This window comes from Paraburkholderia caffeinilytica, assembly GCF_051027425.1.
GTDB lineage: Bacteria > Pseudomonadota > Gammaproteobacteria > Burkholderiales > Burkholderiaceae > Paraburkholderia > Paraburkholderia caffeinilytica_A.
In genome coordinates, this window is record NZ_CP186553.1 from 2,983,395 (window position 1) to 3,008,639 (window position 25,245).

At 57.7% G+C, this 25,245-nt stretch carries 24 protein-coding genes; 9 read left to right on the forward strand and 15 right to left on the reverse strand.

Features of this window, described 5'->3' with window-relative positions; translation table 11 throughout:
• Positions 1–22: 22 nt before the first annotated feature.
• Positions 23–1,645, reverse strand: coding sequence for a methyl-accepting chemotaxis protein (locus ACOSV0_RS33675; protein WP_434111999.1), 1,623 nt, complete (start codon positions 1,643–1,645; stop codon positions 23–25).
• A gap of 304 nt (positions 1,646–1,949) precedes the next feature.
• Here ACOSV0_RS33675 and ACOSV0_RS33680 point away from each other — a divergent pair, with 304 nt between their 5' ends.
• Together ACOSV0_RS33680 and ACOSV0_RS33685 are read left to right on the forward strand one after the other, a co-directional pair.
• Positions 1,950–2,309 carry a sugar ABC transporter ATPase gene (locus tag ACOSV0_RS33680; protein WP_434112000.1) on the forward strand — a complete coding sequence of 120 codons (360 nt, stop codon included), beginning with the start codon at positions 1,950–1,952 and terminating at the stop codon, positions 2,307–2,309.
• On the forward strand, positions 2,299–2,856 hold the full coding sequence (locus ACOSV0_RS33685) for a DapH/DapD/GlmU-related protein (protein ID WP_434112001.1): 558 nt from the start codon (positions 2,299–2,301) through the stop codon (positions 2,854–2,856). The genes ACOSV0_RS33680 and ACOSV0_RS33685 overlap by 11 nt, the downstream gene beginning before the upstream one ends.
• Before the next feature lie 147 nt (positions 2,857–3,003).
• Here the strand turns inward: ACOSV0_RS33685 and ACOSV0_RS33690 are convergent, their stop codons facing one another.
• Positions 3,004–3,954: a LysR substrate-binding domain-containing protein gene (locus ACOSV0_RS33690; protein WP_434112002.1), complete on the reverse strand. Its 951-nt coding sequence runs from the start codon at positions 3,952–3,954 to the stop codon at positions 3,004–3,006.
• 154 nt (positions 3,955–4,108) lie between these two features.
• On the opposite strand from ACOSV0_RS33690, the gene ACOSV0_RS33695 reads away from it, so the two are divergent.
• From ACOSV0_RS33695 to ACOSV0_RS33705, 3 genes are all read left to right on the forward strand, one after another.
• The gene (locus ACOSV0_RS33695) at positions 4,109–5,188 is read left to right on the forward strand and encodes a Rieske 2Fe-2S domain-containing protein (protein ID WP_434112004.1); all 1,080 of its coding nucleotides are present in this window, start codon (positions 4,109–4,111) and stop codon (positions 5,186–5,188) included.
• 4 nt (positions 5,189–5,192) lie between these two features.
• Positions 5,193–6,308: a DUF2817 domain-containing protein gene (locus ACOSV0_RS33700; RefSeq protein ID WP_434112006.1), complete on the forward strand. Its 1,116-nt coding sequence runs from the start codon at positions 5,193–5,195 to the stop codon at positions 6,306–6,308.
• 87 nt (positions 6,309–6,395) lie between these two features.
• On the forward strand, positions 6,396–7,169 hold the full coding sequence (locus tag ACOSV0_RS33705; RefSeq protein WP_434112008.1) for an ABC transporter substrate-binding protein: 774 nt from the start codon (positions 6,396–6,398) through the stop codon (positions 7,167–7,169).
• 37 nt (positions 7,170–7,206) lie between these two features.
• Here the strand turns inward: ACOSV0_RS33705 and ACOSV0_RS33710 are convergent, their stop codons facing one another.
• From ACOSV0_RS33710 to ACOSV0_RS33725, 4 genes are all read right to left on the reverse strand, one after another.
• Positions 7,207–8,769 carry an FAD-dependent monooxygenase gene (locus ACOSV0_RS33710; RefSeq protein ID WP_434112010.1) on the reverse strand — a complete coding sequence of 521 codons (1,563 nt, stop codon included), beginning with the start codon at positions 8,767–8,769 and terminating at the stop codon, positions 7,207–7,209.
• Positions 8,770–9,479: 710 nt separating this feature from the next.
• Complete coding sequence (locus tag ACOSV0_RS33715; protein ID WP_434112012.1) at positions 9,480–10,001, reverse strand: cysteine hydrolase family protein; 522 nt, start codon at positions 9,999–10,001, stop codon at positions 9,480–9,482.
• 398 nt (positions 10,002–10,399) lie between these two features.
• Entirely contained in the window at positions 10,400–10,864 is a 465-nt protein-coding gene (locus ACOSV0_RS33720) for a hypothetical protein (RefSeq protein WP_434112014.1), read from the reverse strand.
• A gap of 370 nt (positions 10,865–11,234) precedes the next feature.
• Complete coding sequence (locus tag ACOSV0_RS33725) at positions 11,235–11,630, reverse strand: VOC family protein (protein ID WP_434112015.1); 396 nt, start codon at positions 11,628–11,630, stop codon at positions 11,235–11,237.
• Positions 11,631–11,837: 207 nt separating this feature from the next.
• Here ACOSV0_RS33725 and ACOSV0_RS33730 point away from each other — a divergent pair, with 207 nt between their 5' ends.
• The gene (locus ACOSV0_RS33730) at positions 11,838–12,347 is read left to right on the forward strand and encodes a dihydrofolate reductase (protein WP_434112017.1); all 510 of its coding nucleotides are present in this window, start codon (positions 11,838–11,840) and stop codon (positions 12,345–12,347) included.
• 207 nt (positions 12,348–12,554) lie between these two features.
• Here ACOSV0_RS33730 and ACOSV0_RS33735 read toward each other — a convergent pair whose 3' ends face one another.
• The 4 genes from ACOSV0_RS33735 to ACOSV0_RS33750 form a co-directional block, all read right to left on the reverse strand.
• Complete coding sequence (locus ACOSV0_RS33735) at positions 12,555–12,899, reverse strand: antibiotic biosynthesis monooxygenase family protein (RefSeq protein WP_434112019.1); 345 nt, start codon at positions 12,897–12,899, stop codon at positions 12,555–12,557.
• Positions 12,900–13,078: 179 nt separating this feature from the next.
• Complete coding sequence (locus ACOSV0_RS33740; RefSeq protein WP_434112020.1) at positions 13,079–13,663, reverse strand: hypothetical protein; 585 nt, start codon at positions 13,661–13,663, stop codon at positions 13,079–13,081.
• Between the two features lie 837 nt (positions 13,664–14,500).
• Positions 14,501–15,127 (reverse strand): tyrosine-type recombinase/integrase, encoded by a 627-nt coding sequence (locus tag ACOSV0_RS33745; RefSeq protein WP_434112022.1) that lies wholly within the window; start codon positions 15,125–15,127, stop codon positions 14,501–14,503.
• Between the two features lie 103 nt (positions 15,128–15,230).
• On the reverse strand, positions 15,231–15,782 hold the full coding sequence (locus ACOSV0_RS33750) for a GNAT family N-acetyltransferase (protein WP_434115974.1): 552 nt from the start codon (positions 15,780–15,782) through the stop codon (positions 15,231–15,233).
• Between the two features lie 261 nt (positions 15,783–16,043).
• On the opposite strand from ACOSV0_RS33750, the gene arsN2 reads away from it, so the two are divergent.
• Positions 16,044–16,487, forward strand: a complete 444-nt coding sequence (gene arsN2 / locus ACOSV0_RS33755) for an arsenic resistance N-acetyltransferase ArsN2 (RefSeq protein ID WP_434112024.1) — start codon at positions 16,044–16,046, stop codon at positions 16,485–16,487.
• Positions 16,488–16,707: 220 nt separating this feature from the next.
• Here arsN2 and ACOSV0_RS33760 read toward each other — a convergent pair whose 3' ends face one another.
• Together ACOSV0_RS33760 and ACOSV0_RS33765 are read right to left on the reverse strand one after the other, a co-directional pair.
• Positions 16,708–17,193 (reverse strand): GNAT family N-acetyltransferase, encoded by a 486-nt coding sequence (locus ACOSV0_RS33760; protein WP_434112026.1) that lies wholly within the window; start codon positions 17,191–17,193, stop codon positions 16,708–16,710.
• Between the two features lie 206 nt (positions 17,194–17,399).
• Positions 17,400–18,713, reverse strand: a complete 1,314-nt coding sequence (locus ACOSV0_RS33765) for an MFS transporter (RefSeq protein WP_434112028.1) — start codon at positions 18,711–18,713, stop codon at positions 17,400–17,402.
• Positions 18,714–18,951: 238 nt separating this feature from the next.
• On the opposite strand from ACOSV0_RS33765, the gene ACOSV0_RS33770 reads away from it, so the two are divergent.
• Complete coding sequence (locus ACOSV0_RS33770; RefSeq protein WP_434112030.1) at positions 18,952–19,575, forward strand: LysE family translocator; 624 nt, start codon at positions 18,952–18,954, stop codon at positions 19,573–19,575.
• A 102-nt stretch (positions 19,576–19,677) separates the two neighbouring features.
• Here ACOSV0_RS33770 and ACOSV0_RS33775 read toward each other — a convergent pair whose 3' ends face one another.
• Together ACOSV0_RS33775 and ACOSV0_RS33780 are read right to left on the reverse strand one after the other, a co-directional pair.
• The gene (locus ACOSV0_RS33775) at positions 19,678–20,718 is read right to left on the reverse strand and encodes a S66 family peptidase (RefSeq protein ID WP_434112032.1); all 1,041 of its coding nucleotides are present in this window, start codon (positions 20,716–20,718) and stop codon (positions 19,678–19,680) included.
• A 1,207-nt stretch (positions 20,719–21,925) separates the two neighbouring features.
• A complete protein-coding gene (locus ACOSV0_RS33780; RefSeq protein ID WP_434112034.1) occupies positions 21,926–22,345 on the reverse strand; it encodes a hypothetical protein in 420 nt (139 codons plus the stop codon).
• 298 nt (positions 22,346–22,643) lie between these two features.
• Here ACOSV0_RS33780 and ACOSV0_RS33785 point away from each other — a divergent pair, with 298 nt between their 5' ends.
• On the forward strand, positions 22,644–23,405 hold the full coding sequence (locus ACOSV0_RS33785) for a hypothetical protein (protein ID WP_434112036.1): 762 nt from the start codon (positions 22,644–22,646) through the stop codon (positions 23,403–23,405).
• Positions 23,406–24,386: 981 nt separating this feature from the next.
• On the opposite strand, the gene ACOSV0_RS33790 is transcribed toward ACOSV0_RS33785, so the two are convergent.
• Positions 24,387–25,097, reverse strand: a complete 711-nt coding sequence (locus ACOSV0_RS33790) for a hypothetical protein (protein ID WP_434112038.1) — start codon at positions 25,095–25,097, stop codon at positions 24,387–24,389.
• Positions 25,098–25,245: the final 148 nt, after the last annotated feature.

The window sequence follows — 25,245 nt, forward strand, 5'->3', positions numbered from 1 at the left end:
GGCGGGTTCGCGGCGCCGCCCCTTACGCGAACGCGCCTCGGCGCGGTACCGAAGTCGAAGCCGGTGCGAACGGTGCGCCGCCAGCGTCTGCGTCTTCCACGTGGAAAGCCGCGGCCGCGCGTTGCAGGCTTATCGCCTGCTCCTTCAGCGACTGAGCCGCGGCGGCCGCCTGCTCGACAAGTGCCGCGTTCTGCTGCGTCATGCTGTCCATCTGCGTAACCGCGAGATTCACCTGGTCGATGCCGGCGCTCTGCTCCGCCGCTGCCGCTGCGATCTCCTGCACGACGCCGGTCACGCGCATGATCGCGTCGCGCGCTTCGTCGATCGTCGAGCCGGTGTTCTCGACCAGCGTCGCCCCGCTGCCGACGCTGCCCACAGCATGACTGATCAGCGCGCGGATTTCCTTCGCCGCGGTTGCGCTACGCTGCGCGAGGCTGCGCACCTCGCTCGCGACGACCGCGAAGCCGCGGCCCTGCTCGCCCGCGCGCGCCGCTTCGACCGCCGCATTCAACGCGAGGATGTTGGTCTGGAACGCAATGCCCTCGATCGTCGCGATGATCTCGACCATGCGGCCCGATTCGCTCGAAATGGCCTTCATCGCCGTGACGGCTTGCGTAATCATGTCGCCGCCGCGGTTCGCGATAGTCGCGGCGCCGGCCGCAAGCTCGCTCGCGGTGCGCGCGTTGTCCGCGGTCTGGCGGACCATCGCCGTCATCTGCTCCATACTCGACGCCGTTTCCTGCAACGACGCCGCCTGGCTCTCGGTGCGCGACGACAGGTCTGCATTGCCGTTGGCGATCTCGTTCGCGCCGCACGCGACGTTGTCGGACGCATGCTTGATCTGGCAGATGGTGCCCGTCAGCGCGTCGCGCATCCGCTGCATGACGTGCAGCAGGCTCGACGTGTCGCCGTCGCGTGTGCGAATCGCCACCGTCAGGTCGCCCGATGCGATCGCCTCCGCCACGTTCGCCGCGTAAGCCGGATCGCCGCCCACCGTGCGCACAATGCTGCGGTTCGTCAGCGCGACGGGCGTCACAAGCACCACCGACACAGTCACGAAGATCGCCCCGATCAGCCACAGTGACGTCATGAACGCAGCGTCAATATCGTCGACGTAGGCGCCCGTCGCAATGATCCAGTCCCACGGCGCATAGCGCACCACGTAGCCGATCTTGCCGACCGCCTGAGCCGGCGCCGCGCCCGGATGCGGGAACACGTAATCGACGAACCCGCCGGCCGGCGCCTGCGCGACCGACGCGAACGTCACGTAATGATGACGGCCGTCGGCATCGGCGCTGCCCGCGAGATCCTTGCCTTCGAGCGCCGGCTTGATCGGATGCATCACCATCTGCGGCTTCGAGTTGATCACGAGGAAGTAGCCGTCTTCGCCGTAGCGGATGCCGCGCAGGCGCTCGAGCGCCTGCTTGCGGGCATCCGCCTCCGGCAGCACGCCGCTTTGCGCCAGCGCCGCGTACTCGGTCACAATGCCGAGTCCGACGTGTGCGACGTTCGTGAGATCGTGCTTGCGTTCCTCGATGCGCGTCTCGCGCGACTGCCACGCCGCCGACACCGAGACCGCGAGCAAGGCGACGAGGCTGATGATCAGCGGCAGCCACAGTTTCTGCGTAAAACTGAGTTTGTGCATCCTGAGTCCTCGTGCAAACGAATGGAAATCGCGCAGGGCCGTCGTGCGAAGCGGCACGTGAGTAGGCGCGCCAGGTGGCGCCGGTGGACTAATCGGCGTCCGGGTGGTTCCTGCCAGAGTTATCGGCGGATACGCGCGAGAGTTTCATCCTGTGAAACCCTCGGTCCCACCTTGCCGCTGCCGGCGAGGAAAATCGAAGCCCGGCCAACGCCCGTTTTCGCTGACCAGGGCGTGCCTTCGATCAGGCCGGCCGGAAGCCGTGGCCGCCAACGGCGTCAGGCACCGGCCCGATTCGGATAGTAGGATGAGCTGTCATTCAGGAAAGGAGCACGCGATGAAAGGTATCTCTGTCATCATGGCTATGCTTGCCGCATCGATCGTCGCCGGCTGCCAGACGTCGTGCAGTTCAAGTACCGCCGAAACAGGTACGTCCGTCAGCAGCTCGTCTACACCGGATCGAAGCGAAGCGACGCTCATCGGGACGCAGGGAAAGGCCCGTATCGGCAATGACACCATCGAACTGAAAAACGGCTCCGTTTTCGTGAACGGCGAGTCGTATGGCAGCGTGACGGCAACGCAGAAGGTGCAATACATCGTCACCGCAGATAAACACGTACTACTGGTGGACGGCAAAGTCCGGGAGAAAATAGCGAATGGCGAATGATGACCGCACCGTGGTAATTCCCAGGAGAACGCCGGAATCGGCGGCCATGTCGGCAAACGTCAAACGGGCAATGGCGATCACCGCCACGCTCAACCGGTTGACGTTCAACGATGCCGATGAAATCCGGGCCTTGTTCAGCGATCTCATCGGCAAGAAGGTGGACGACAGCTTTCTATTGATACCGCCGTTCTACACAACCGGCGGGGTCGATATCCGTGTCGGGCGCAATGTCTTCATCAATCAGAACTGTACCTTCTATGACCTGGGCGGGCTCGACATTGCCGACGACGTGATGATCGGGCCGAACGTGAGCATCATCACGTCAGGCCATCCCATTGAACCTTCCCGGCGGCGCGACGGCGTAATTGCAAAGCCCATTGTGATTGAGCGAAACGTCTGGATCGCAGCCGGCGCGATCATCATCGGCGGCGTAACAGTCGGCGAGAACTCGGTTGTTGCGGCAGGATCGGTAGTCACCAAAGACGTTCCACCGAATACGCTTGTCGGTGGAAATCCGGCGAAGGTCATTCGTTCGATTGCTGAGTAAGGAAACGTCCACAAGGCGGTGAGTCGGGCGCTCACGCATTCGGCGGCACCCGGACCAAACGGGACATTGATACGCCGAAACGGAATGGCCGAAAGAAGTCTGGAAGCGGCCGCCCAGATTGCGGAAACTCATACCGTGCCAATACCCTCACGTCTCTGACGCGCGAGGTGCCAACAGATCGATACTGCGCTGCTGTTCCCTTGCCCTCGCGAGCAGCCAGCGATGGAAGGCGCGGCACTGCGGACGATCGAACGTACTTTCGCGCCAGGTAAGAAAATACGGCCACGGCAACGGAATGGCCGAAACAACAGGCATTGCGAGCCTCCCCGCCGTCACATCGTCCGCGACCATCGAGCACTGGGCCAGCACGAAACCATGGCCGTCGATCGCAGCCTGAATCGCGACGCTCGACAGGGAATGCACCTGATGCGGCTCATGCAGTGTGATCGTCTCGACACCGTTCGCGGCGAACCAGTCGCGCCAGGACGGCGGCGAAGCGAACTTTGGCAGCCAGTCAACCGCGATCAATTCAAACGCGGCGAGATCGGCGGGCTTAAGCGCGACCTTGCCCTTGCGCGGCAGGATCCGCGGACTGCATACCGGCACGACGCTATCGCGGAACAGTTCGATGGAGGTGCCTGCGTCGTCGATACGATCGCCGTAGCTGATTCGAAAGTCGATCTCGTGAGCATCCGGCGACGGCTCCGAATGCGAACCATCCAGATAGACGCTGATGTCCGGGTGCGCCTTTTGCCAGGCATTGATGCGCGGCGCAAGCCACTTCGATAGCAGCGAAGGCAAGGCGCTGACGTTGAGGCTGCGCACGTTTTTTGAGCGCTCGATGTCGTCCTGGGCGATGCGCAAAGTTTCGAACGCCGCGAGACAACTCTCATGATATCGGCGGCCCGTCGCGCTCAAGCGCATCCGTTTCCCTTCTTTAGTGACGAGCTTCACGCCGAGCGCATTTTCGAGCAGCTTGATTTGCTGACTGACCGCACCGGGAGAGATATCGAGTCTGCGCGCAGTCTCGACAAGGCCGTCGCAGCGGCCAAGTGTTTCGAAAATCTGGATCGCGCGAAGCGGTGCGAGCGTGTTCATATCGAGTTCGATCGACAAATACGATTTAGAAATTCTAAAGTAAATCGCACTTTCTAACTGCTGTTCTTTTCTATTTTGACTTTTTACAGTCAATGCAAAGACTGCGTGGGGGTCGCGCGCAGGGCCGGTGGCAACGAAACCAGAGGAAGCAGCGATGTTCGTCAGAAACGCGTGGTACGTTGCGGCGCGCAGCGCCGAAGTCCAGCAGTGCCTCATGCCGTTGAAACTGCTCGGCGAACGGGTCGTGCTCTTTCGCACACCGGATGGGGCCGTGGCCGCGCTCGAAGACGCGTGCCCGCATCGCAAGCTGCCGTTGTCGATGGGTCGATTGCTTGGCGATCGAATCGAATGCGGCTATCACGGCCTGACCTTTGACTGCGCCGGTGCATGCGTGCGCGCGCCGGCCCTGGCGCGTATTCCACGGGCGGCGCAGGTACGCAGCTATCCCGTCGAAGAGCGTTATGGTCTCGTCTGGATCTGGATGGGCGAGGCCAGACTCGCCGACACGGCCCGGATTTTTCAGGTTCCCGAATGGGGCGATCCGGCATGGGGCTTGAACGAAGGCGACGCGATGACGGTGGCCTGCCACTATCTCTACGTGACGGACAACCTGCTCGATCCGTCGCACGTCGCGTGGGTGCATCCGGGCTCGTTCGGCAACGCCGCGTGTGAAGCCGAGCCCTTGAAAACCGTTGCAAACGATGTCGGCGTGACCGTTTCGCGCTGGATGCGCGATGTCGATGTCGCGCCGTTTTATGCGAAGTTCGTCAAATTCTCGGGACGCTGCGACCGCAAGCAGCACTATGAGGTCCGGTTTCCCTCCCACGCGATCATCAAGGCAATCTTCACGCCGGCGGGTACGGGTACCGACGACGGCTCGCAGCACGACCACGTGTTCCTGATGAACTCATACAACTTCATGACGCCGGTCGACGAATCACATACGCGCTACTTCTGGTTTCAGATGCGTAATTTCGACCAGCAGGACGAAGCGGTGTCGCGGCAATTCAATGAGGACGTGCGCCATGCGTTCGACGAAGACCGCGTCATCCTTGAAGCCGTGCATGAAGGCATGGCAAACCGGCGCACGCCGAATCTCGATCTTGGCATCGACGCCGGACCACTCAGGTTCCGTCGCGGAGTGCAGCAGCTGATCGATGCCGAGCATGCGGCGTCGGAACATGCGCCGCTTGTGCGCCTGCCGACTCCGGCAACGAATCAACCGGCGAGGTGATGCAATGAATCTCTCGATGAGTTTCTCGATGAGTTTCTCGATGAATTTCGCCAATCAGCGCGAGCGCTTTCTCGAAGCCGCGGCGCGCGTCAAGGCCACTCACGTCGCCTATCCTCACCCGATGCACGGGCCACGCGGCGAGGCGCTCTCCACTGACGTCGCGATCGTCGGCCCCGCCGGCGCGCAAAAGCGCCTCGTGCTGCTGTCGGGAACGCATGGCGTAGAGGGTTATTACGGCTCCGACAGTCAGATCGCGTTACTCGACAATCTGCGGGACCGTGCCTTACCTGAAGACACCTGCGTCGTCCTCGTGCACCTCGTCAACCCATGGGGCACGGCGTGGCTGCGTCGGGTGAATGAAGACAACGCCGACGTCAACCGCAACTACATCGACTTTACGCACGCACCACCCGCGAATACGGCATATGAAACGCTGCACGAGATCTATCTATGCCGCGATCTCGACGGACCCGGGCGTCAGCGCGCGGATGAACAACTCGCCATGCACATGCGCAATCTCGGAGAAGCACGCGTGCGCAATATCATCGAAGCGGGACAGTACCGGCATCCGGACGGCATCTTCTTTGGCGGCACAGAGCAGACGTGGACGAACCGCACGGTGCGTCAGATCATGCAGGCGCATGTCGCGGGTGCACGCACGGCCATCGCCTTCGATCTGCACACCGGCGCGGGCGCGTACGGACATCCGATGCTGATGGCAATTGCCGGGCGCAAGGTATCCGCGCACGACGCCGCGCAATCGCTGTATGGTCCCTGGCTGTACAGGATCCTCACTGCGGCGGACGCATCGTCCGACAGCGGCGTCGCGGCTACGGCGACCGGTTATACCTCGCAGGCACTGATCGACCAGCTTACCGACGTGGATCTGATGCCACTCGTGATCGAATGCGGCACATACGACGGTGCGCGCGGACACACCTTGCTGCGTGACGACCACTGGCTGCATCTGCACGGCGATCCTTTCGACGCAACGGGGCGGCGGATCAAGGCCGCGCTGCTAGAACACTTCTATCCCGCTGACGCCGACTGGCGCGACCTGATCGCGCTGCGCACGCGGCAGATCTGGCAGCGCGCACTCGACGCACTGGCGAAGAGGTAGTCCGCGAAGAGTTTCGCACGACACGGTTCTTTCACCCCACGCGCCGGCGGCAAACGTCCGCGGCGTAACACACGAACGGGAGCGCATATGAAACGCATCATTCTTGGTGCCGTGCTGGCAATTGCCGCGCTGGCCACACAGGCAAAAGATATGACGGAGCTACGCTTTGGCGTCGACCCGACCTACGCACCGTTTGAATCGAAATCGCCTTCGGGGCAACTCGTCGGTTTTGAGATCGACCTGGGCAACGAAATCTGCAAACGCTTGCAGATGCATTGCGTATGGGTTGAAACAGGCTTCGACGGCATCATTCCTGCTCTGCAAGGCAGAAAATTCGACGCAATCATGTCGGCGATGTCGATTACGCCGAAGCGCGAAGAGCAGGTTGCATTCTCCCAGCCGCTTTTCAACACGCCGAGCCGCCTGATCGCCAAAGATGGCTCCGGTTTGCAACCAACCGTTCAATCGTTGCGGGGCAAGGCCGTCGGCGTCGCTCAAGGTTCGACACAGGAAGCGTACGCGAAGGCGAACTGGGCGACGGCGGGCATCAACGTCGTGTCGTACGCGAATCAGGAACAGGTATATCCGGATCTGCGCTCCGGTCGCATCGATGCGACGTTCACGGATGCGCTTGCAGGCATCAACGGCTTTTTAAAGACCCCGCAGGGCAGCGGTTACGGTTTTGCCGGACAAGATGTTAGCGATCCGAAAACACTTGGCAAAGGGGCGGGCATCGGCTTTCGCAAGGACGACCCCGCACTGCGCCACAAGATCGATCAGGCAATTGATTCGATGCTGAAAGACGGCACGTACAAGCGCATTGAGCAGAAGTACTTCGACATCGATATTCACGGAAGTTGATCGCAGGCAACCAGTGATGCCGCAACATGACCCTCCTCTACCGGGCGGGTTCACTGGCATCCTCAGGTTTGCCGAACCATCGCGATAAGGCCTGGGCAATCTCCTCATCGTCAGAGGCGGCTTCACTCGCGCAGGCGACAATCCCGTCAGGACGCACCAGTACGGCGCGCAAACCGAGCCGATCCCTGACGTCGCCAGCAACATAAGTAACCCGCTCTCGCCAACGGCTCGTCAGCGCCTGAAGCGATGCGCCTGGATCGAAGTCCAGGAGGAGGCCCTTTCCTTCGCGCAGGAGGCTACCGACCTTCGTTCCGTCGACCCATTCGAAATCAGGAACGCTGCGGCCTACCAGCGGATGACTGCTGCCCAGGTCGTAGCGGAGCGAAACGCCCCACACCCGCTCGGCGAAATACGTCGCGCCATCGCGAGTCCCGATGAGATCACGGATGATGGCTTCGAGCGCGCGCGTGCTTTGGGTGGGTCGCATGAGTGCGACTTGCGCACGCGACCAATCGAGAACGCGCGCTCCCACGGGATGCCGCTCCAGGTGATAGCTGTCGAGCAGACCGGCGGGCGCGTCGCCACGAATCGTGGATGCCAGCTTCCAACCCAGGTTCATTGCGTCCCCGAGCCCAAGATTGAGCCCTTGACCGCCCAGGGGAGAATGGATGTGTGCGGCATCGCCCGCTAGCAGTACCCGTCCTTTGCGATACGCTGTCACCTGGTAGGCGCGATCCGTCCACGTGGTCGCGAGCTGAAGCTTCGTCAGGGTGACCGCTGTGCCGGACACGCGACGCAACGCCGCCTGCACATGTGCCAGCGTGACCGGCTGGATCCGGTGAAAGGCGCCGCCGTCGAATTCCACCATCGCGATCGTACCGGGCCGCGCATAGGTGTACATGCCGGTCGGCGTATAGTGCCGGCCGGGACGGAGCGCTTCCGGATCGGCCATCTCGACTTCGACGGAATAGCCCGTGAACTCAGGATCGGTGCCGCCGAATTCGAAGCCGCCTGCCTTTCGAATCGAACTGCGGCCGCCGTCGCACCCGACAAGCCAGCGTCCGCGAAAAGTCTCCCCGCCGGCGTGGACGGTCACACCTTCGTCTGACGCAAGAAAATCGTCGACGCTGAAACCACGCCGGATTTCGGCCCCCATCGCGCTGGCTCTGCGGGCGAGGACGGTTTCGAGTGCCTCCAAGGTGACCGCCATGCTGGTGCCGGCCGGACTTGGCAGCCGATACGGCCAGTTCGAGGTGTCGATGTCGTCGTGATAGAACTGAATGCCTGCGAAGTGACCGGCTGGCCGGCGCGATTGCTGCATCCAATGCGCGGCCGCTGCGGTCTTGCCGGCGGCCTCATCAACACGCTGCGCCGCGACTAACTCGTCCAGCAATCCACGACGGTAAAGGGCTTCAAGAGTGGGGGCCGAAAGGCCGCGCATTCCGAACGGAAGGCGCTTCAAGGGAGAGTGCGGGTCTTCGGCGCGCTCCAGCACCAGGACCGACAGGTTCAACAGGCGCAGCTCGCAGGCGAGAAACAGGCCGACGGGGCCGCCCCCGGCAATGACGACGTCATGGATATCTGGATGATGCTTGTGCATGAACTACTCCTCAGTCGATGTTCGACCGGAGCGTTCCTCAAGTTGGGAACCACACGGACGAACGTTTGGACGCCTGGACAGCGTCAGATGTTCGTCGTGGGGATCTCATGCACAAGGCCAAAGACCAGAGCTTTCGTTACCGAAAGGACTTGGGCTTACCAAACCAAGTCTGCCTTTTCCGACATGGCTTTATAACATTGAGCCGATGAGACGGCAACACGCGGCGGCGGTCAGTGCCGTGCGATTGAGCTTTGAGGGCTTTGCGGACTATGAGCGAAGCATGCGGTTGCTTCGGTTCGAAACCGGGTTGGCCATCGTCAGGCAGCGTTTGACCATGGGGCCTCATTCGCGCAGACCATCGGTCGGCCGCTCAGACGTCGGCTCAGGCCTGTAAACGGCCACTGGACCGCAAAAGGAAAACGTTACTTTTCAGCCTTTGCCGACATTGAACCAGGCGCCTCCATAGGTTCAAGTATCAGAAGTGGCTTCCAGCGAACAGGGCCTCCGTTTTGTCGGATGCCACAGAAAGTGAAAACTGTGCCAGGTGAGTGAAAAACTACTGCCACAGTTCGTGCAAAAATCCGGGCGGCCGACACTCTCGCGGGGACTCGCCCGTCCGTGTCCGTCTCTGATCGACCCCGAGCGGACTTACGGCCGATCAACCTTCGAATGTCACCTTCCAGAAGTCAAGCTGTCGTTGCACATTCGCTTCAGCTTGAGGCACCCAACAGCGCATCGACAGTAGTAACGGCGCAGTATTCAGAGTCAAGGTTGGCTAGCGACATCGCGTGAATATCCTCGGCGCTTCGCGGCGTCCCGTTCCAGTCGGTCCGGGCGAACGTGAAGCAGCCGTCAGCAACGAGCCAGGTCTGAAAACCCAAGTTACCGGCCATGCGAACGGTTGCCTCGACTGAATTATTCGTGATGACGCCTGCCACGACCAACGTGTCATGGCCCCCAACGCGAAGCCGATCTTCCAGATCGGTTCCGATGAACGCACTGTTCGTCTGTTTCGGGATGACTGGCTCACCGGCCACGGGCGCGACCTCTGGCTTGAATTCATGTCCCGACTGACCCGGCCGATAGTGAGAGTTCGGGTTTGTGGAATCGTGCCGAACATGCCATACCGGCCAACCTTGGCTGCGCCAATGGACAAGCAATCGGCTGACTTGCCACTCGGCATCCGGGTTATTTCGCGCTCCCCAACTCGGATGATCAATCGCTTGTTGCAAGTCAATCAGCAGGAGTACTGTACCAGGAGAAGGGAGTGAGGAGCCCATGTTTGCAGATAAATGAATTTTCGAATCGATCTAGAGGACAATGTTATGCCGACGGATCTGGCTGATACAGACTTTACAACACGGCGACCGCGCGGTACCACGCAACGGGCATCGCGACGATCGTCTTCGCGCATCAACCCGACCGGTACAGTCTGCACACGTGCGACAGGTGTCCAAGGTGAAGCAGACATTCAGATGTCCGTACCGAAAACTTGACCAAACGCCGCAGATGGCCGATCCCGGAAGTTCGAGCAGCGCCTGTCAGTCACCAGATGGGCCTCGGTGCGAATTTCCCTTGTCGACTCCAAGCGGACGGTACCAGCTTCCGAAAGCGGCCAGTCAAAAGCGGACTACCGAGAAAAATGATCGATGAATTGGTACTGATTCATCGCCTCTCGATAACCCAAGAACACGCCAATGATAATTGCCAAGAACAATGCGCTCAGAATGACGATTTTTCGGGAACGATAGCGGACCGCAGCTTCAAAATAAAGTAAAGTGAATATCGTTACAAATCCTTGGGTGGCAAACGCCGCCAGATATCTGCTGAGGTTGATCCCGTGCTGGTACGGTACCCAGTCTGCCCCCTCGTTTATTCCTGGGTTGAAATTTGTAGGCGTCAGGTAGTCGTAACAGTACCAAGTCACTATCGAAATCAATGGCACTGACAGTCCGACAAAGGCGTACGAGTAGCGGCCGAGACGAGGGTGAAGGGCACGCATCATAAATCCCTGGATCATTTGGGATGAAGAAAACACAATAAATATGCCGATCGGAGCGACAATAAAAATTATCAGCGGGAACAAAACCATCATTACCCCTGCGTTGCCCTTTGACCTATTTTGGTTTCCGTGAACAAAGTCAATTAATATCACGGAGATCACAAGGGATATCGACAGGGCCAGCGCAACGAGAATTGCCGTCCAAAAAAACTTTCGAAAAATAGATATTTGGAAGCGATCTTTTCTTCGCGTGGCGCGTTCATATATAGTGAGAAATCAATTTTTCTTGTTGGCGGAATTGCGACTTCGACGACCCGAAGCTTGACGCCGTTATCAGACAAAGTCCATAAGGCTTCCGCTGACGCCGAAATTGTCGACGATTCGAGCCGCGATGTCGATTGCCCGCTTCTGGCCGATCACTGTCTGATGCCGTTTCTTACTCGGGCGGCCGAAAGCCGGTCGCTCAGCGCTCCCGACTAACAGCGAAACTCCGGCTAGAGATTGAAATGGAATTGCCGTCAGGGTCCTTTGCATTAGCGAAACTGTAGCCGTTCGTTTGATGGGAAGCACCGAAATCAAGTCCGCCTTGCGCACACTGACTCTTAAAGCTCTCGATGTCTTCAACGTCAAAGACGAGCTTCACCAACACCTGGCCGGACTTCACTCCTTTCCCTGCTTGATGAACCATGATGATGGCGCCGCCGTGCGGTGATACCAACTCGGCTATCCTCCCGTCAGTATCCAACTCGCATGCGAACCCAAAATGTCGGACGTAGAACGCACAGGTCCTCTGGATATCTTTGGCATAGAGAAGTATCCGGTTTAATGCTGGCCGCATCTGCATCTCTTTGTTTTTCATATAAGTCTTCCCCGGTCTGGCAACGAATACCGACAATTGTCGTTAATTTCGACGGAGCTGTCGAACGCCCGAAAGTGGCTCGCGTACTGCCAGACGGGTCGGACGCATGTCGATACAACCCTTTGGTTTCCTCGACAACCGCCACCCGCAGCCGACTACTTTTGTCGCCGTTAGAATAGACTCACAAGCCAACAGCGAGATGAGCGAATGTTGAACGGCAAAACGATTTCAATGATAGCTGCGATGGCGAAAAATCGAGTGATTGGCGCGGCCAACGATATTCCATGGCAGGTGCCGGGAGAGCAGCAGCGGTTTCGCCAACTGACCGAAGGGCACTTGGTGGTGATGGGGCGACGCACATACGAGTCGATAGGCCGACCGCTACCAAACCGGGACGTCTTGGTGATTGGAAGGCAGTCTATCGCCGCTGAACGAGTATCGACGTGCACCACGTTGCAGAGTGCGCTTGACATCATCGCAAGCGATCTGCGAGAAGAGGTTTTTATCGCAGGCGGTGAACAAATTTATCGTCTGTTTTTGCCGTATGCAGATACGGTGTATCTCACAGAGCTCGATTTGGAGCCGGCAGGCGATACAACGTTTCCGGATTTGCCGGCGGACTTCCATTGTGCAGAAAGAGTCGACGTTAGTGGTCCGACTAGCTACACCTTCTTTACCTATCGCCGTGCCGTCGATCACTGCGACAAGTTGCCTTGATGGTTCAGCCAGCCCATGTTGCCGGTCGATTGTTGACGATGTAGAAGGTGGCGCCGAGTGTCCCTTCCTGGCCGCACCCGGTCCCACACCGAACCGCCGTAGCCGGATCCAAAGCGCGGCTACACGAAATTAGAGCGCTATCCCTGAAACAAACGTTCTATGCCTGAATTGAGTCGTGCTGCGAAATTGCGCAGTCTAAATGAATGCTTAGGTGCCGACATTGATGGGATGGACAATGTAGTCCGCGATTGGATCGAGAATGATCTCGGGAAGCTGTTCAGCGATAGCGGAGTGCATCTGTGCGTTTGCAGTCTCGTCGACATTTCCAGGAGAAAATGCGTGCTCACGTGCTTGAGCGCTTGGCCATTGAGCGTAGCTGTACCAAAGCCCGTCTGAACCGCGATGAAGCCTTGATCCCAGAGAGCCGCGTGATCGAAGTAGATCCGAAAGGCGCGACCAGCCTTGGATAAAAACATCCTCAGTACCTGGATGCAGGCGCCACCGATAGAGGACAACGAAGCCAGGTAGATGGGTAGGATTTTCCGATGACATCGCGACTCCGAAAGACGAGGCCCAAGTAGCCTTTTATAACGAGTGGAAACGTAAACTTCTCGATTGTTGACAATTTATCCATCGACGTCGAACGTCTCATCATGGCCGACTAGCGCCTGACGCCGAAACATAACCGGCCCATTGCTGCCAGTCATCCGTGTCGATTGACCTGTTGGCCGTCACCGGATTTCGTATCTAAAGCTGTTTCCGTAGCGCCCCATCATGGTTCCCTTAAAATGCTGGTCGCCGACGTTGAGTAGCCGCGGCAGTTGAAGAAGCTCGCCGTTGCGTCCTAGCTCTTCGTAGAGGTGTAACACTGCGACAAAGAGCGCGGCAACTGAGTTGAGGCAGTTCTTTAGGTTCGCTTTTGAAAAGTGTTCATCGCGGTGGTGCTTGACCTTGTTATGGTCTTGCCACCAAATCGGCGGCCTCCCTTCCCCCCAATCGCTCCAAGGGCGAAGAGTCAGGCCATATCGGGGAATTTGAACTTCAAATCCAATGAAATTCGGACACGTCTCGGAGACTGCCCCAAAGTAGGCGTTAACGGTTGCTGCGGTTGATTCTGAATTGTGCTTCCGGCAGAGCTGCTTGAGCACCACATCGACCTCTGAACTCGCGCCGAGAAACAGGCGCGCAATCTCAATCGAATAGGTCGCGTCATTGCCTCCTGCGAAGTCCACATAGCGAGAAAGGCGATCCAAATCCTCCTCAAGTGCGAGGAAGTAGTTCCAGTGGACATATGAGTGAGATCTAAGTATCGCCATGAGGTTTCCCTTGGCTATCGTCCGAGTTATATGGGTTTTCTGGGTAATTTTCAGTCACCACACGCCCGTTTTCTTTGCTATGCGGAACAACCGATTGTCACCGATCCAAGCATTGACGTCGACCGTCCGGTTGTCGCCGGTCACCGCCCTATGCAGATTGCATACGCAGCCTGAGCTTCGCAACGTCGCAATCGACAGTACGCGACCCGGAGCGGTCTCTCGACATGCCCAAAAGCGGCCATTGGTCCGTACATCAACAATTATTCGCCCTATGCGTTCGACCGTTTCGTTTGGATCCGCGCTTGCGGCCTCGCGGTCGCGTGCATCACACCCTCACGCGCGCGTCGTGGGCCTTGGCGTTCCATCCACTGTTCGATCGCTGCTTTAGATGGAATTGGCGACTAGGGAGCACGTCGATTGCAGCCACGCAGCAGGAACCCGAAGATCCCAAGAGAGGGCGACAGGCTTTGCAATGGGTCTGTGGACAGCCGCTCGGAGCGGATCATCTCTTCCGCTGCCGGTCGTTCGAAACACGTCTGCGCTTGCGTGCGCAGCGCGCCCCGAATCATCCTCGACGGGGGCAATCAATCCGTGAGGGCGAGTCCAAGCCCAAAAAAGCAGCGACTGACGGGTTTGCTATTGCTCCCGAAGTGGTTACCGCCAAAGCAACGAGTACGCATACTTTTCGCATTGGAGCCTTATGGTTGCCGTATGGCTAGATCCTTCAAACTTCCCTGTCGTCGACATATCGACGTAGATTGTCGACGATTTAGCTATGCGCGTCGACGGTCCCTTCATGGCCGGACAGCGACCGTTACCATTTGGCCTGTCCGTAGCTCAAATCTCGGTCTGCTCTGCCATCTCGAGTGCATCGTCGACTTCGATGCCGAGGTATCGAACTGTGCTTTCCGGTTTCGTGTGACCAAGCAGCAACTGTACCGCTCGCAGGTTTTTCGTTCGACGGTAAATTAGCGACACCTTGGTTCGACGCATCGTGTGCGTTCCGTATGCGGTATCGTCAAGGCCGATCGACCCTATCCAGCGATGCACCAGACGGGCGTATTGGCGCGTGGACAGGTGCGGCGACCCGTGAATGCGGCTCGGGAATAGAAAGTCGGGCGGCACCAGCTTCGCCAGCTTGATCCAGGCCTCCACGCTATCGCGGGTCTGTTCGGTGATTTCAAAGTGGACCGGACGTTGAGTCTTCTGCTGCATGACCATCGCCCGTGACGCTAGACGCTGGCCAAGGCAGACATCACGCACGCGTAGCCTTACCAGATCGCATGTCCTCAGTTTGCTGTCGATGGCCAGGTTGAACATTGCAAGGTCGCGGGTTCTCGCCGCCAGTTGCAGACGAATCCGTATCGCCCAGATCTCTTTCAGTTTTAACGGGGGTCTCTGCCCCGTAAGCTTGCCTTTGTTCCAGGGTACGTGTGCCGGGCTGGCGGCGGCAGTAGCTTCCATGACGATCTCCTTTCGAGTGAAGGGAGTACCAGTCTGCGCGAACCGTCGGAGGCGATAACCGGCCAACTACAGTCCGTCAGCGCGCAGCATAAGTTGGCAAACGTCATACTCGACGGTCACTTTCGAGCAGGCCGTACAACGCACTATCCGACACTTCCCCGCCAACCATCCAGCGATCACGCAACAGCCCTTCTGGGACAAATCCAAGCCGATCGAGGAGACGTGCCGAGGCCACATTGCGCGGGTCGATGTCCGCCTCAATTCGGCGTAGGTTCAGCGTGCCGAATGCGTACTCAACCAGCGCGCAAGCCGCCTCGCTCATGTATCCGGCTCCCCAACGAGTGCGTCGCAGACTAAAACCTATCTCCGCGCGTCGGGATTGCTCGTCCGCCTTAAAGAGAGCGCAATCCCCGATCACTTCGCCGGTTGTTCGTAAATCGAGCACACAGATAAGGTCTTCGCCGTTAGCGGAAGTCCTGAGCTTACGCGCGACGCGATCCGTCGCTTGCTCTAGGCAAGTCATCACCGGAAACGGAAAATAGCGCATCGCATCCGTATCCGACCAGATGTCGAACAGTGCTTGTGCGTCTTCGCTACGAAGCGGCCGCATAGTGAGACGAGGCGTGGTTAGCGTGACAGGCTTAAAAAATGGCATGACGTTGGGCAAGATGAGCACGTTGGAATCCAATTAAAACATGCGGCCCGAGTGTCAACAACCGCGTTGCAGCGCTGCCTATGTATGTCCGTTTCGGCGCAACCCATCTGTCTCTTGTGGGTCGAACTGAGCCGGTCACCATCCGGCTGAGTTCGACCAATATCGGGCGTTCGACATCGTTATGAAGTTCGTGGACAATATACCGAGACATCCAACGCTGTGCTCGGGCAGTAAAGACAAGAAGACGGATTGGATAACCCTATGAACGCTCATGTCATCCGTCCAGCGCACTCCGGCGACTACCGCTCTATACGTGCGCTGCTCGAAAGCGAAGGTTTGCCAACCCAGGATGTCACCGTGGAGCAAATACCCCGCTTCTATGTCGCCTCTCTCGGGGATGCACGTCTCCTGGGATGCATCGCGTTTGAGCAATTCAGATCTGATGCACTGCTGCGCTCTCTTGCCGTCGCTGACGGGTCACGACGACAAGGGCTTGGTCACGCGCTCGTGGAGATACTGGAGCGGGATGCTGCAATCAATGGCGTCCGTCACTTGTTCTTGCTGACGACAACCGCAGCCGACTATTTCACAGCCATCGGATATCGCAGGTTCGACAGGCGCCTGGTGCCGGACCAATTACAATCTACTTCGCAATTTGCGTCTCTTTGCCCTGCATCGGCAACCTGCATGATCAAGAACCTGTGAATGATGCATATCGACCGGCTGCTTTGCGCCGAGTCGATCGTTGCGCTCGGGTCGCGTGCAGCCGATCGACAACAGACAGTGACCGACCCGGACCGGTCAGTCACGCTTCCCGGAAGCGGACCCTCAGAGGTGGTAGCGTGCGCTCCTGGTGACCGCCGTTTAGATGCATTCTCAGGGGAGATGCGCCTCTCGTTACGATCGAGCACAGCTGCTTTGCGCCTTACTCCGAGTGGGATGTCGCTCGGGCAGTGACACGCCGTACCGCTGGCTTCGTTACTAGTTCATCCAGAGTGGTAAAGAACTCGAAGCCCTTGTCGTTTTCACGCGTCACCAGAAATCCAAGTTTGCGATGGAACGCGATAGACAATCGGTTGGTCTTGTAGACATGGCTTCGTAGCTCACTGATTCCTCGTTCGGTCGCCAGAGTCGCGATCTTCGCGAACAGTTCACTTACTACGGTGCACGTTCGATGCAAGGGATGCGTACCAAAAGCACCAACGAACCAGCACGCTCCGGCTTCCGGGCGAAGCATTGCATAGGCCACGAGTTTCCCGTCCCGTCGCACGGTGCACACCTCATTAATCTCGAGTGACTCGCGCAATTTTTCCCGGTGCTCGTCTACGTCAAAAAAGTCGCCAGCTCGTTCTGTGTGCTCACGCAACGTAAGTACGTCAAGCGCGAGAAGTTCTTCGACAGAATGCGACATAGGGGGAGTCCAGGATAATGGAGAGGCACGCTGCAAGAGTACTTCAGAAAAAATTGCCGCCAATTCGGACCACCTTAGTAGCCGACCGCAACTGGCCGGCTGCTGTCTCATGCGAACCGCATACATCGCAAGATCTCGCCCACGGCGATCGGCAACACGCGACGCCTGAGCGGCGTGGCATTTCCTGACCGTTGCCGTGCCGTGATCTACATAGTCTGTCTCGATTCGGGCACCGCGGATGATGCGAATGCATGGGGATATTCGTGACGAAACCAATCTTTCACCTGATCGTGGTTGAGCGCAAAGAATTCGCGCGATCGCGGTATCAAGACAAAACCAAAAGCGAGCAGACAGGTGGCGAGACCGAAGCATGTATAGACCTTGCCCACTGCCCAATGCGTGAGCGCCGCGCCGGCGACCATCGGGCCAAGAATGCCCGCAATCTGCGTGGTCATCATGCTCGCAGCGAGAATGCGCACGCGGAAATTCTGCGGGATAGCCAATGAGCGGTGAGTCGCGCCAACGAGTCCCATCGATGCATTGGCGAAACCTACACATGTAAGCGTCAATACGAGAACGGAGGGTGAGTGGGCCCAGCCCGAAGCAGCAAGTGCCAGCCCTTCGCACATAGCGGCCCCCACCCGGACGTTAAAACGGCCGAAACGACTGACTAGTACATCAGAACCACGAAAGCTTCCGACTAGCAAACCTATGGATAAGGCAGCTTCGCAAACACCTAGCCAGAGACCCGATAGCCCGAGTGATTGAACTTTGAGCGGGATCAGCATGCCGACCGCGGGGCCTTGGAATATCCAGACGAGAAAGTTCACAAGTGTCCAACCGCGCTCCAACGGGACGATCCATTTAGCATGCAGTCCGGCGCGCAGATCTTTCCACCAACGGGCTAAACCGCGATGATGTTCGCGATGCTGAGATTGGGATGGAAGCTGCAAAGTCACGTAAGCAGCGACGCCGAGCAGAATGCCGTTCATCCAGAATGTTGCGGCGATACCGCCCAAGGCCAGTGTCGCGCCAGCCAATGCTGGACCTAAGGCACGGCCAGCCGCTTGCGTCGATTTTCGAAGACGAAGCGCTTCGGCCAAACGATTCACCGGAACAAGTTCAGCCGAAATGGTGGAGCTGGCCGGATCAACGAAAGCTTTCGCTATAACGGTGACCACGCCTATGCAGATGATGAGTACGAGTCGGTAGTCGGACAGCAAGGCGAGCGTCGCGAGGGTGAAGGCGACGACCATCAGGGCGCATATACCCCATGCAATCTGCTGTCTCTTTGCGTAGCGATCCCCGAGTGGTGCAAGCAGTGGCATTGCAAAAATCGTGGTGATGGCGATGCTTACGCTGTAGATCGCCAAGTCATGCGCGCCGCCCCGGTGAACGATCCACCAAGGGAGCGTGATATAGCCAACCATTTCTGCCAGGATCCTCATCAGATCGCTGAGAAGCAGACTGGCAAGAGGGACGCCGATCGAGTTTACGAAAGCCTTGATTTCCCGAACCACCGTATTCCCCCTGTTGAGTTCGATGATGCTACCTCAACATTTTTCTCGCCGTTTAGATGCTCGTCTCCAGAGGCCGACGTTTCGCTAGTGGACGCCGTACACGGTCGATTCACGGTTGGCGACGCTTCGGGTAGCGATTGTCAGCAATTCACGGAAGTATGTCGACTGGCCGTTCATGGCTGAACAGCGACGGATATACTCATCGTCAATTCCCATCGGACATTGAACCAGAGAAACCATGAGTCTGCATACCTACATGCTCTTTGTCGGCGCGAGTCTTGTTCTGTCTCTCGTCCCCGGACCCGATATGTTGTTCCTGCTTGGAAGGACGATTGCTCAGGGACGTGCGGCAGGGTTATGTGCTGCGTTCGGAATTAATCTCGGTTCCTACGTGCATCTACTCGCGGCGGTAACGGGTCTGTCGGCGCTTGTATTGGCATCAGCGACGGCGTTCACTGCTGTGAAGTGGGTGGGCGCGGCTTACCTCATTTACCTTGGCTGGGGAGCATTGCGCTCCAGGGGAGTCGCCCTCCCTGTTGGCGATGCCAAGAAAAAAGCTCTGCGCCTCATCTTCTGGCAAGGCTTTCTCAGTGATGTCCTGAACCCAAAAGTCGCTCTGTTTTACATCGCATTGCTTCCCCAGTTCATGAGCGCACACGACCCGAGTCCTGTGAAACATCTCATTGCGTTGGGGGTGACTGGCAATATGGTCGGAATATCCATGAGCATCACCTACGTGTTCCTTGCGGCGAGAATGACAGGCGCATTTCGTCGTAACCAGGCTATTTCTGCATGGTTGACTAAGACCATGGGCGCCTTGTTCGTCGGGCTAGGTCTGAAGTTGGCAACAGAGAAAATCTAACGATGCCTGCCGATTGTTGACGATCTGGCAAACGATGCCGAATGACTCAAACTGGCCGAACTCTGTCTCACGTCGGGCAAAGTGATCGGTCTAGTGGCTTGGTTACGCTAGTCGCTGAACCACGGTTCCGCTTCCATCGCGTAGCTTGACTTGAGCCAACGCGCCATTGACGAGCGACAGTTGCGGAGGGACATGCCCAATATCCATGTCATATATAACGGGGCACTGAATGTCGCCAAGAACCGATTGCAACGCATCGATATAGCTCAATTCATCGGACTGGACGCTATCCGGCGCTGCACTCCGTCCTATCAAGACTCCTGACAGCCCGTCGAACCATCCGTTCAAGCGCAGGCTCAGAAGAGAGCGAGCCAGATCGCAGGGCTTCATCTCCGCGTTTTCCAAATAGAGGAGCATCCCGTCGGGCAAAGATGACTTGACGAAGCCTGGCACGTTGCCGAACGATGTGCCGGCGAGTCTCGAAATGGTGTCAAGACACCCTCCAATGAGTCGCCCGGAGAGCGCGAGATCAGACTTCCTGCGATCCAATCGCTTCCAGGTTGTCTCTTCGTCGAGCGAAGGAGCGGCATCGAACCTAGCCGGAGATTTCGCATCCTTGCTTTGATGATGTTGCGAAGTGCTCTGGGAGAAAGGAGTGTCGGACTGCACGGTCAGGACGTCCCAGATCGCAGCCGTGACAGCATCGGTATCGGCACCCCCCAGCTGCATCAGATTGGGGCCATGCAACGTCGCCCAGCCTGCAATGGTAGTGAGAGGGAAATGCAGCGTACTAAGGTCGGAAAAGCCAGAGAACCATTTGGGCGGCACCTCCGCCAGTGCATGGAAGTCGAGGAGCGGAAGCAACTCCATTGCGAGTTCACCACCCCACGGCGGCATCACCGCTGCAACTCCGGGTTCCGTGAGAAATCGCATCAACTCCGAAGCACGTTGTTCGCGCGTGGCGCTGGCAGATTTGTATTGCCGGCGAAGACATTCACCCTCGATCACCCGGTATCCCCGCTTGCGTAACGCGTCGATTGCCCGGTCGAGGCGTGGGTGCAAAGACGCGGGCACACCGGATGAAGGTGCAGTTATCGCGATGAGATCACCATGAGCAAGCGGTTTAGGGAAGCGAATATTCACCGTTCTATCCAAGTTGTCAGAGCATGCCCCATCCGTTCTGGTTGAATTGTCGGCGATTCAAGAGTCCATGTCGAATGTCCCAAACTGGCGAACGCCGCCTGATGCGATATGCATCTGGGCCCCCTCTTTGGAAGTAGATCAACGAAAAACGAGCTGTCGGCCTGACGCAACGCACATGCGTTGACATATGTTCCAATTGCAAAGAAGCTTGATGTCATGCTGACGCTAAACCTCTTTTCTTTCGCGATTCAATACCACATGGCAGTCCGTTCGGACATGCCATCGGAGGCCGATACGCGTTAGAAAAGTAGGAGCGCAGCTCGAAGGCCTCGCCGGAAATACGGATGAGGCCTTTTTTGTTTGTGGCGTCTCCGTGATCGGCATCACCAGCGGAGATGACCATGGACGAAAGAAGCCCAAAATTGGCACCATCCGGTTTACCTGCAACCGACGATTGCAGCAAAGACCGCTTGGCAAATACCACAATCTATCCAACACGTGGCCCGGTGTCGGCAATGCGCTGCGAAACCCCCGTCGAATGGCACGATGGCGGGTGCGATGCGCGTTTTCGCCTCGCCCGGATGTTGCACCCATACGAGTACTGGAGTCTTCCGATGCAGGAGGCCCACTCCGGCCGGACAGTCATTTCGATGGCTTCAGATGATGACTCGCCGACAACGACAGGGCCATCCCCCTTTGGCATTCTTGCGAGTGTGGGCCGTCTGTGGCGGCTGGCGACCCATAGGGTCCGGGCCACCGGAAGAGCCGTATCTGCGCTATCCGGCAAGCAGTCGCCGGATTGACTAACGTGTTGAAGTTCCGCGCGACGATGCTGCGCTGTCGCCCGGGACTTCATCCGCACCGTTCTTAACTTGATCGCGCGCTCAAGCTTCTCGCCGTGGCGAGCATGGGGATTGTCGCCAATTTACGGCCTGCTATCGAACGTCTCTAACTGGCCGATTATTGCGGCACGCCGGTTGCATAGTTTTTCAATCCGCTTCGCTCAATTCCGACCGGTTGCCTAACGGCGGGAATTTTCACTATTCGTGGCGCAAGCGACAGGAATTTTCACATTCCACGGCACCAGCCAGGGTATGCGTGCCACTGTTAATGAAAAATCCGTTTGGCTTCAGCACGGCGTTTTTCGCTTTCCGTGTCACTCGACACGTTTGCACGCGAGTTCGACGCATTCGGAGCAGCCATTTTTCTAGATCTTGGTAATCAGCGACCTTTTGATGGCTTCGCGTATTTTGCCGTCAGGGTCGTTCGTTAAGGTTAGCAGGCTGTCGCAGGCAATCTCTGCGACCTCGCCCCAGCTCGGGGGTTGAACGCCAATAGCATTGAAGTGCTGCTGCAAATGAACCGCGAACTGGGCGGGTGTCATGTTGTTAAAGGTGTTCTGGTAATTAGCCGCGCCAACAATGGCTATCGTCTGTGCCTGAATAGCTTGCTCGATCGATTGCTGATTCTGCGCGGCCTGCACAAAGATTTCACTCAGCGAGTCAAACAAGTTCTTCATGAAATCAAGAACTGCCAGAATATCCTGTGATGACCCGGGGTTAGTCGCCGCCAGTTTAGAAATCCGGTTTTCCAAAGCAATCCTGCCCACCGTGCAATCCCATGTCATAGGTTTTTCCTGTTGTCTTGTTGTGTTGAGGTGATCCCGCAAGCGCGTTGACAATTAGAGGGTCGTCGGCAACGAGCGGATAGGCAAACCCGTTTTCCCTGCACTGCATTTCCCGCAGCAAACGTTATCGGCAAATTTCGCCATTATGTCGAACGGCCATGCCATTCGAAGTTTGGACCAGTTAGTATAATCACCTATGCGCTTTGGCGTCTGAAAAACATGTAGTAACGCTAATATTGTAAGACCGGCCAATATCCAAGCGGGGCAGCAATTACTTCACGCCAGAAGGAATAAAGCCATGCGATACGCTCTCGTGCTCGTCCCAATTCTGGTTGCAGCCTGCACTCCACCGCCAAGCCAAGTGGCTGACGCGAATGGCGTTGCGCTAGAAGACGTCATAAAACGTGTCAAGCTAGAGGTTGGTCTTTACCAAGACTATGAGATAAAGCACCGGGCGGATTTGCCTAAAGGAAATGCATGTAACGGGTACGTCAATTTCCATATCACCAAGGTGCAGATGACACTGCAAACCATGCGAATGGTTGACCTCGCTGCAAGCGCATCGATAGGACCGCCTTTGCCTACGGGGTACAAATTGGGGCTTTCGGCTGGTGGCCATCACATATCAAAAAATACTCAAACGCTCAGCTTGTCCGTGTTTCCGATAGAACGCGCGGGTCAGATGTCGGCCAAAGAGTTGTCAGATGATTTCGTTGCGATCAACAAGGATGCGCCCTTGGCAGAAGCGCTTATAGGCGCGAGACAAGCCGTTCTCAATCAGTCTGGTACCTTGCCGTGTTACCACTTAAGACCGGACCCAAAGCCTGTCGGCAATACCATTTCCTTCATCATGGACATTGAGACAAAAGGCCAAGTAGGTATCGATTTTACTTATGCCATTTTAAGCGTAAGTGGATCGCGGGCGACGGACAACGATAACAACAACAAAATCGAGATAACGTTCGAACCGTATCTAGACCCACAACCGAAACCTGGGGCAAAGCCACTGCCAGCACCCATTCCGTCCCAACCATACCCAGGCGAGGGCTTCAGGGATTAGGGCAATGAGGAATACCAGCGTGTGGCCGCCCGGGAAACGATTAAATCCTCCCGATGTGCCGGATCGCGACTGAATCGATCATGCTCAGATAGCAACCCTTTCCCGTTCGTTGCGAGCTCTCGCAGTCGAGATCATAAACGTCGCAGTAGTTCAGGAATTGACGCCCCTATCGGATATGGCACGATGGCTTCGCGACAACCCGCTACCGGCAAGCTTGTCGCCGAATCGCGTAAGGTACGAAGGCGCGTGTTGACTGGCTATCGCCGTCGAAGCAATGGACCCGGTACGTCGGTTTGCGGTTTGCGCGGTGGCAGCGGCGCGGCCTCTGCCGTCATCTCCTCACCCGGATACCATTGAGCCATCGGGGTCCTGAGGCAGCTACCTGCTAACTCTCTGCGAGTCGCCGTTCAACCTACGCATGGATATGCGTCATATCTACTATATCTGAGGAGGTGGTCAAAGAATCGCTACCAGCTCGCCTTTCGCGATACGCTGCATCCCTGCGCCAGATTTCGCTCAGGCGCCTCGTATGAGACTCAGGCATCACCACAGATTCGGGTTCTACTGTCCAGCGGTGAGATACACATCGCAGGACGCCCCGATCCCGACGCTTTGCCCGTATGTCAAAAATTAGCACAAGCTGAGGTGCTAACGTCCGAAAGGCGCCTTGGAGCCGCCTCACTAACGTCGATTCCGGAATGTCGTCAAAGGCCTAACTGCCGTCCCTGAGAACCCGGTCTGGATGACCGGAGCACTCGGTTACCCGCGCTTAAACCCCTGCCAGCGCGACCGACTGCTTCGGTTCGAAACCGGGTTGGTCATCATCAGGCAGCGTGCCGCCACAAGCGGTCGCTCGACGACGGAGCGCAACTCGCTGTCGATCCCACGCCGTACGACTGAACGCGTTACAACTGCCCGATCGAACAAAGCCGCCGTGATAAGCAGTGGATGCGAGATCGGCACGGCGGCGTCGATCGGGCATTACACCTGCACGTCGATCAGCACGCCGAGCGGCCGCCATTGGACGCCCTTCGTCTCGTCCGACAATCCGTCGAGTACTGCAGCTAGCGAGACTTTCGCGTTCGCATTCTGCGTGAGCGTCGCGACGTGATCCCGTAACGCCTGATTCAATTGCCCGATTGCCGCAGTCATCGGATCGCCCGACTCTGTGGCCGCGCTCGACGTGTTTTCGGATTCGTCGATACCGAAATCCCATTCGTCCGTATCGCCATCGTCGTCGCTTGCTACCGCGCCGGACGTCTTCGCCAGATCGGCAATCTGAGCGCCGAGATCGCGATAGCCATTTACGGCCGAACTAGATGACTGGGTATCTGTCGCGGCGGAAAGCGTGTCCGTCGTTTCGTTACCCGACATGTTCAGGCCATTAGCCGCAGCAATTGACCGCTGCAACTCGAGCGCCTGATAGAGCGCCGCGATCAGTGACGCGCTCGACGCACTCACGCGTTTGCGCAACGACGAGGCGTCGGCGCTGTCGTTGTTGCCATCGCCGATGGTTAAGCCCGTTGATGCGTCGATACCGAGCCGCGTCAAGGTCTGCTTGAGCGCTGCTATCAGTGCGTCATTGCTGCGGTCAGAGGTGCTGGCTGTCGACGCTGCGTCCTTTGATGGAGGAGGCTCGGGCGGTGGCGGTGTGGCGACTGACGTGTTCGTGTTGATCGGATCAGGCGACATGGGCTGACGTTTCCTTTGTCCCGCACCTGGCGAGACGGTCGAAAATCGAACGCACGGTAACGACGTGCAATCGAGTTATCGGGACCATCGCGCGAGACTTGATGTTTTGTAAGTGCGCGAAAGGAAACCAGCCGTGCTTGTAATCGAA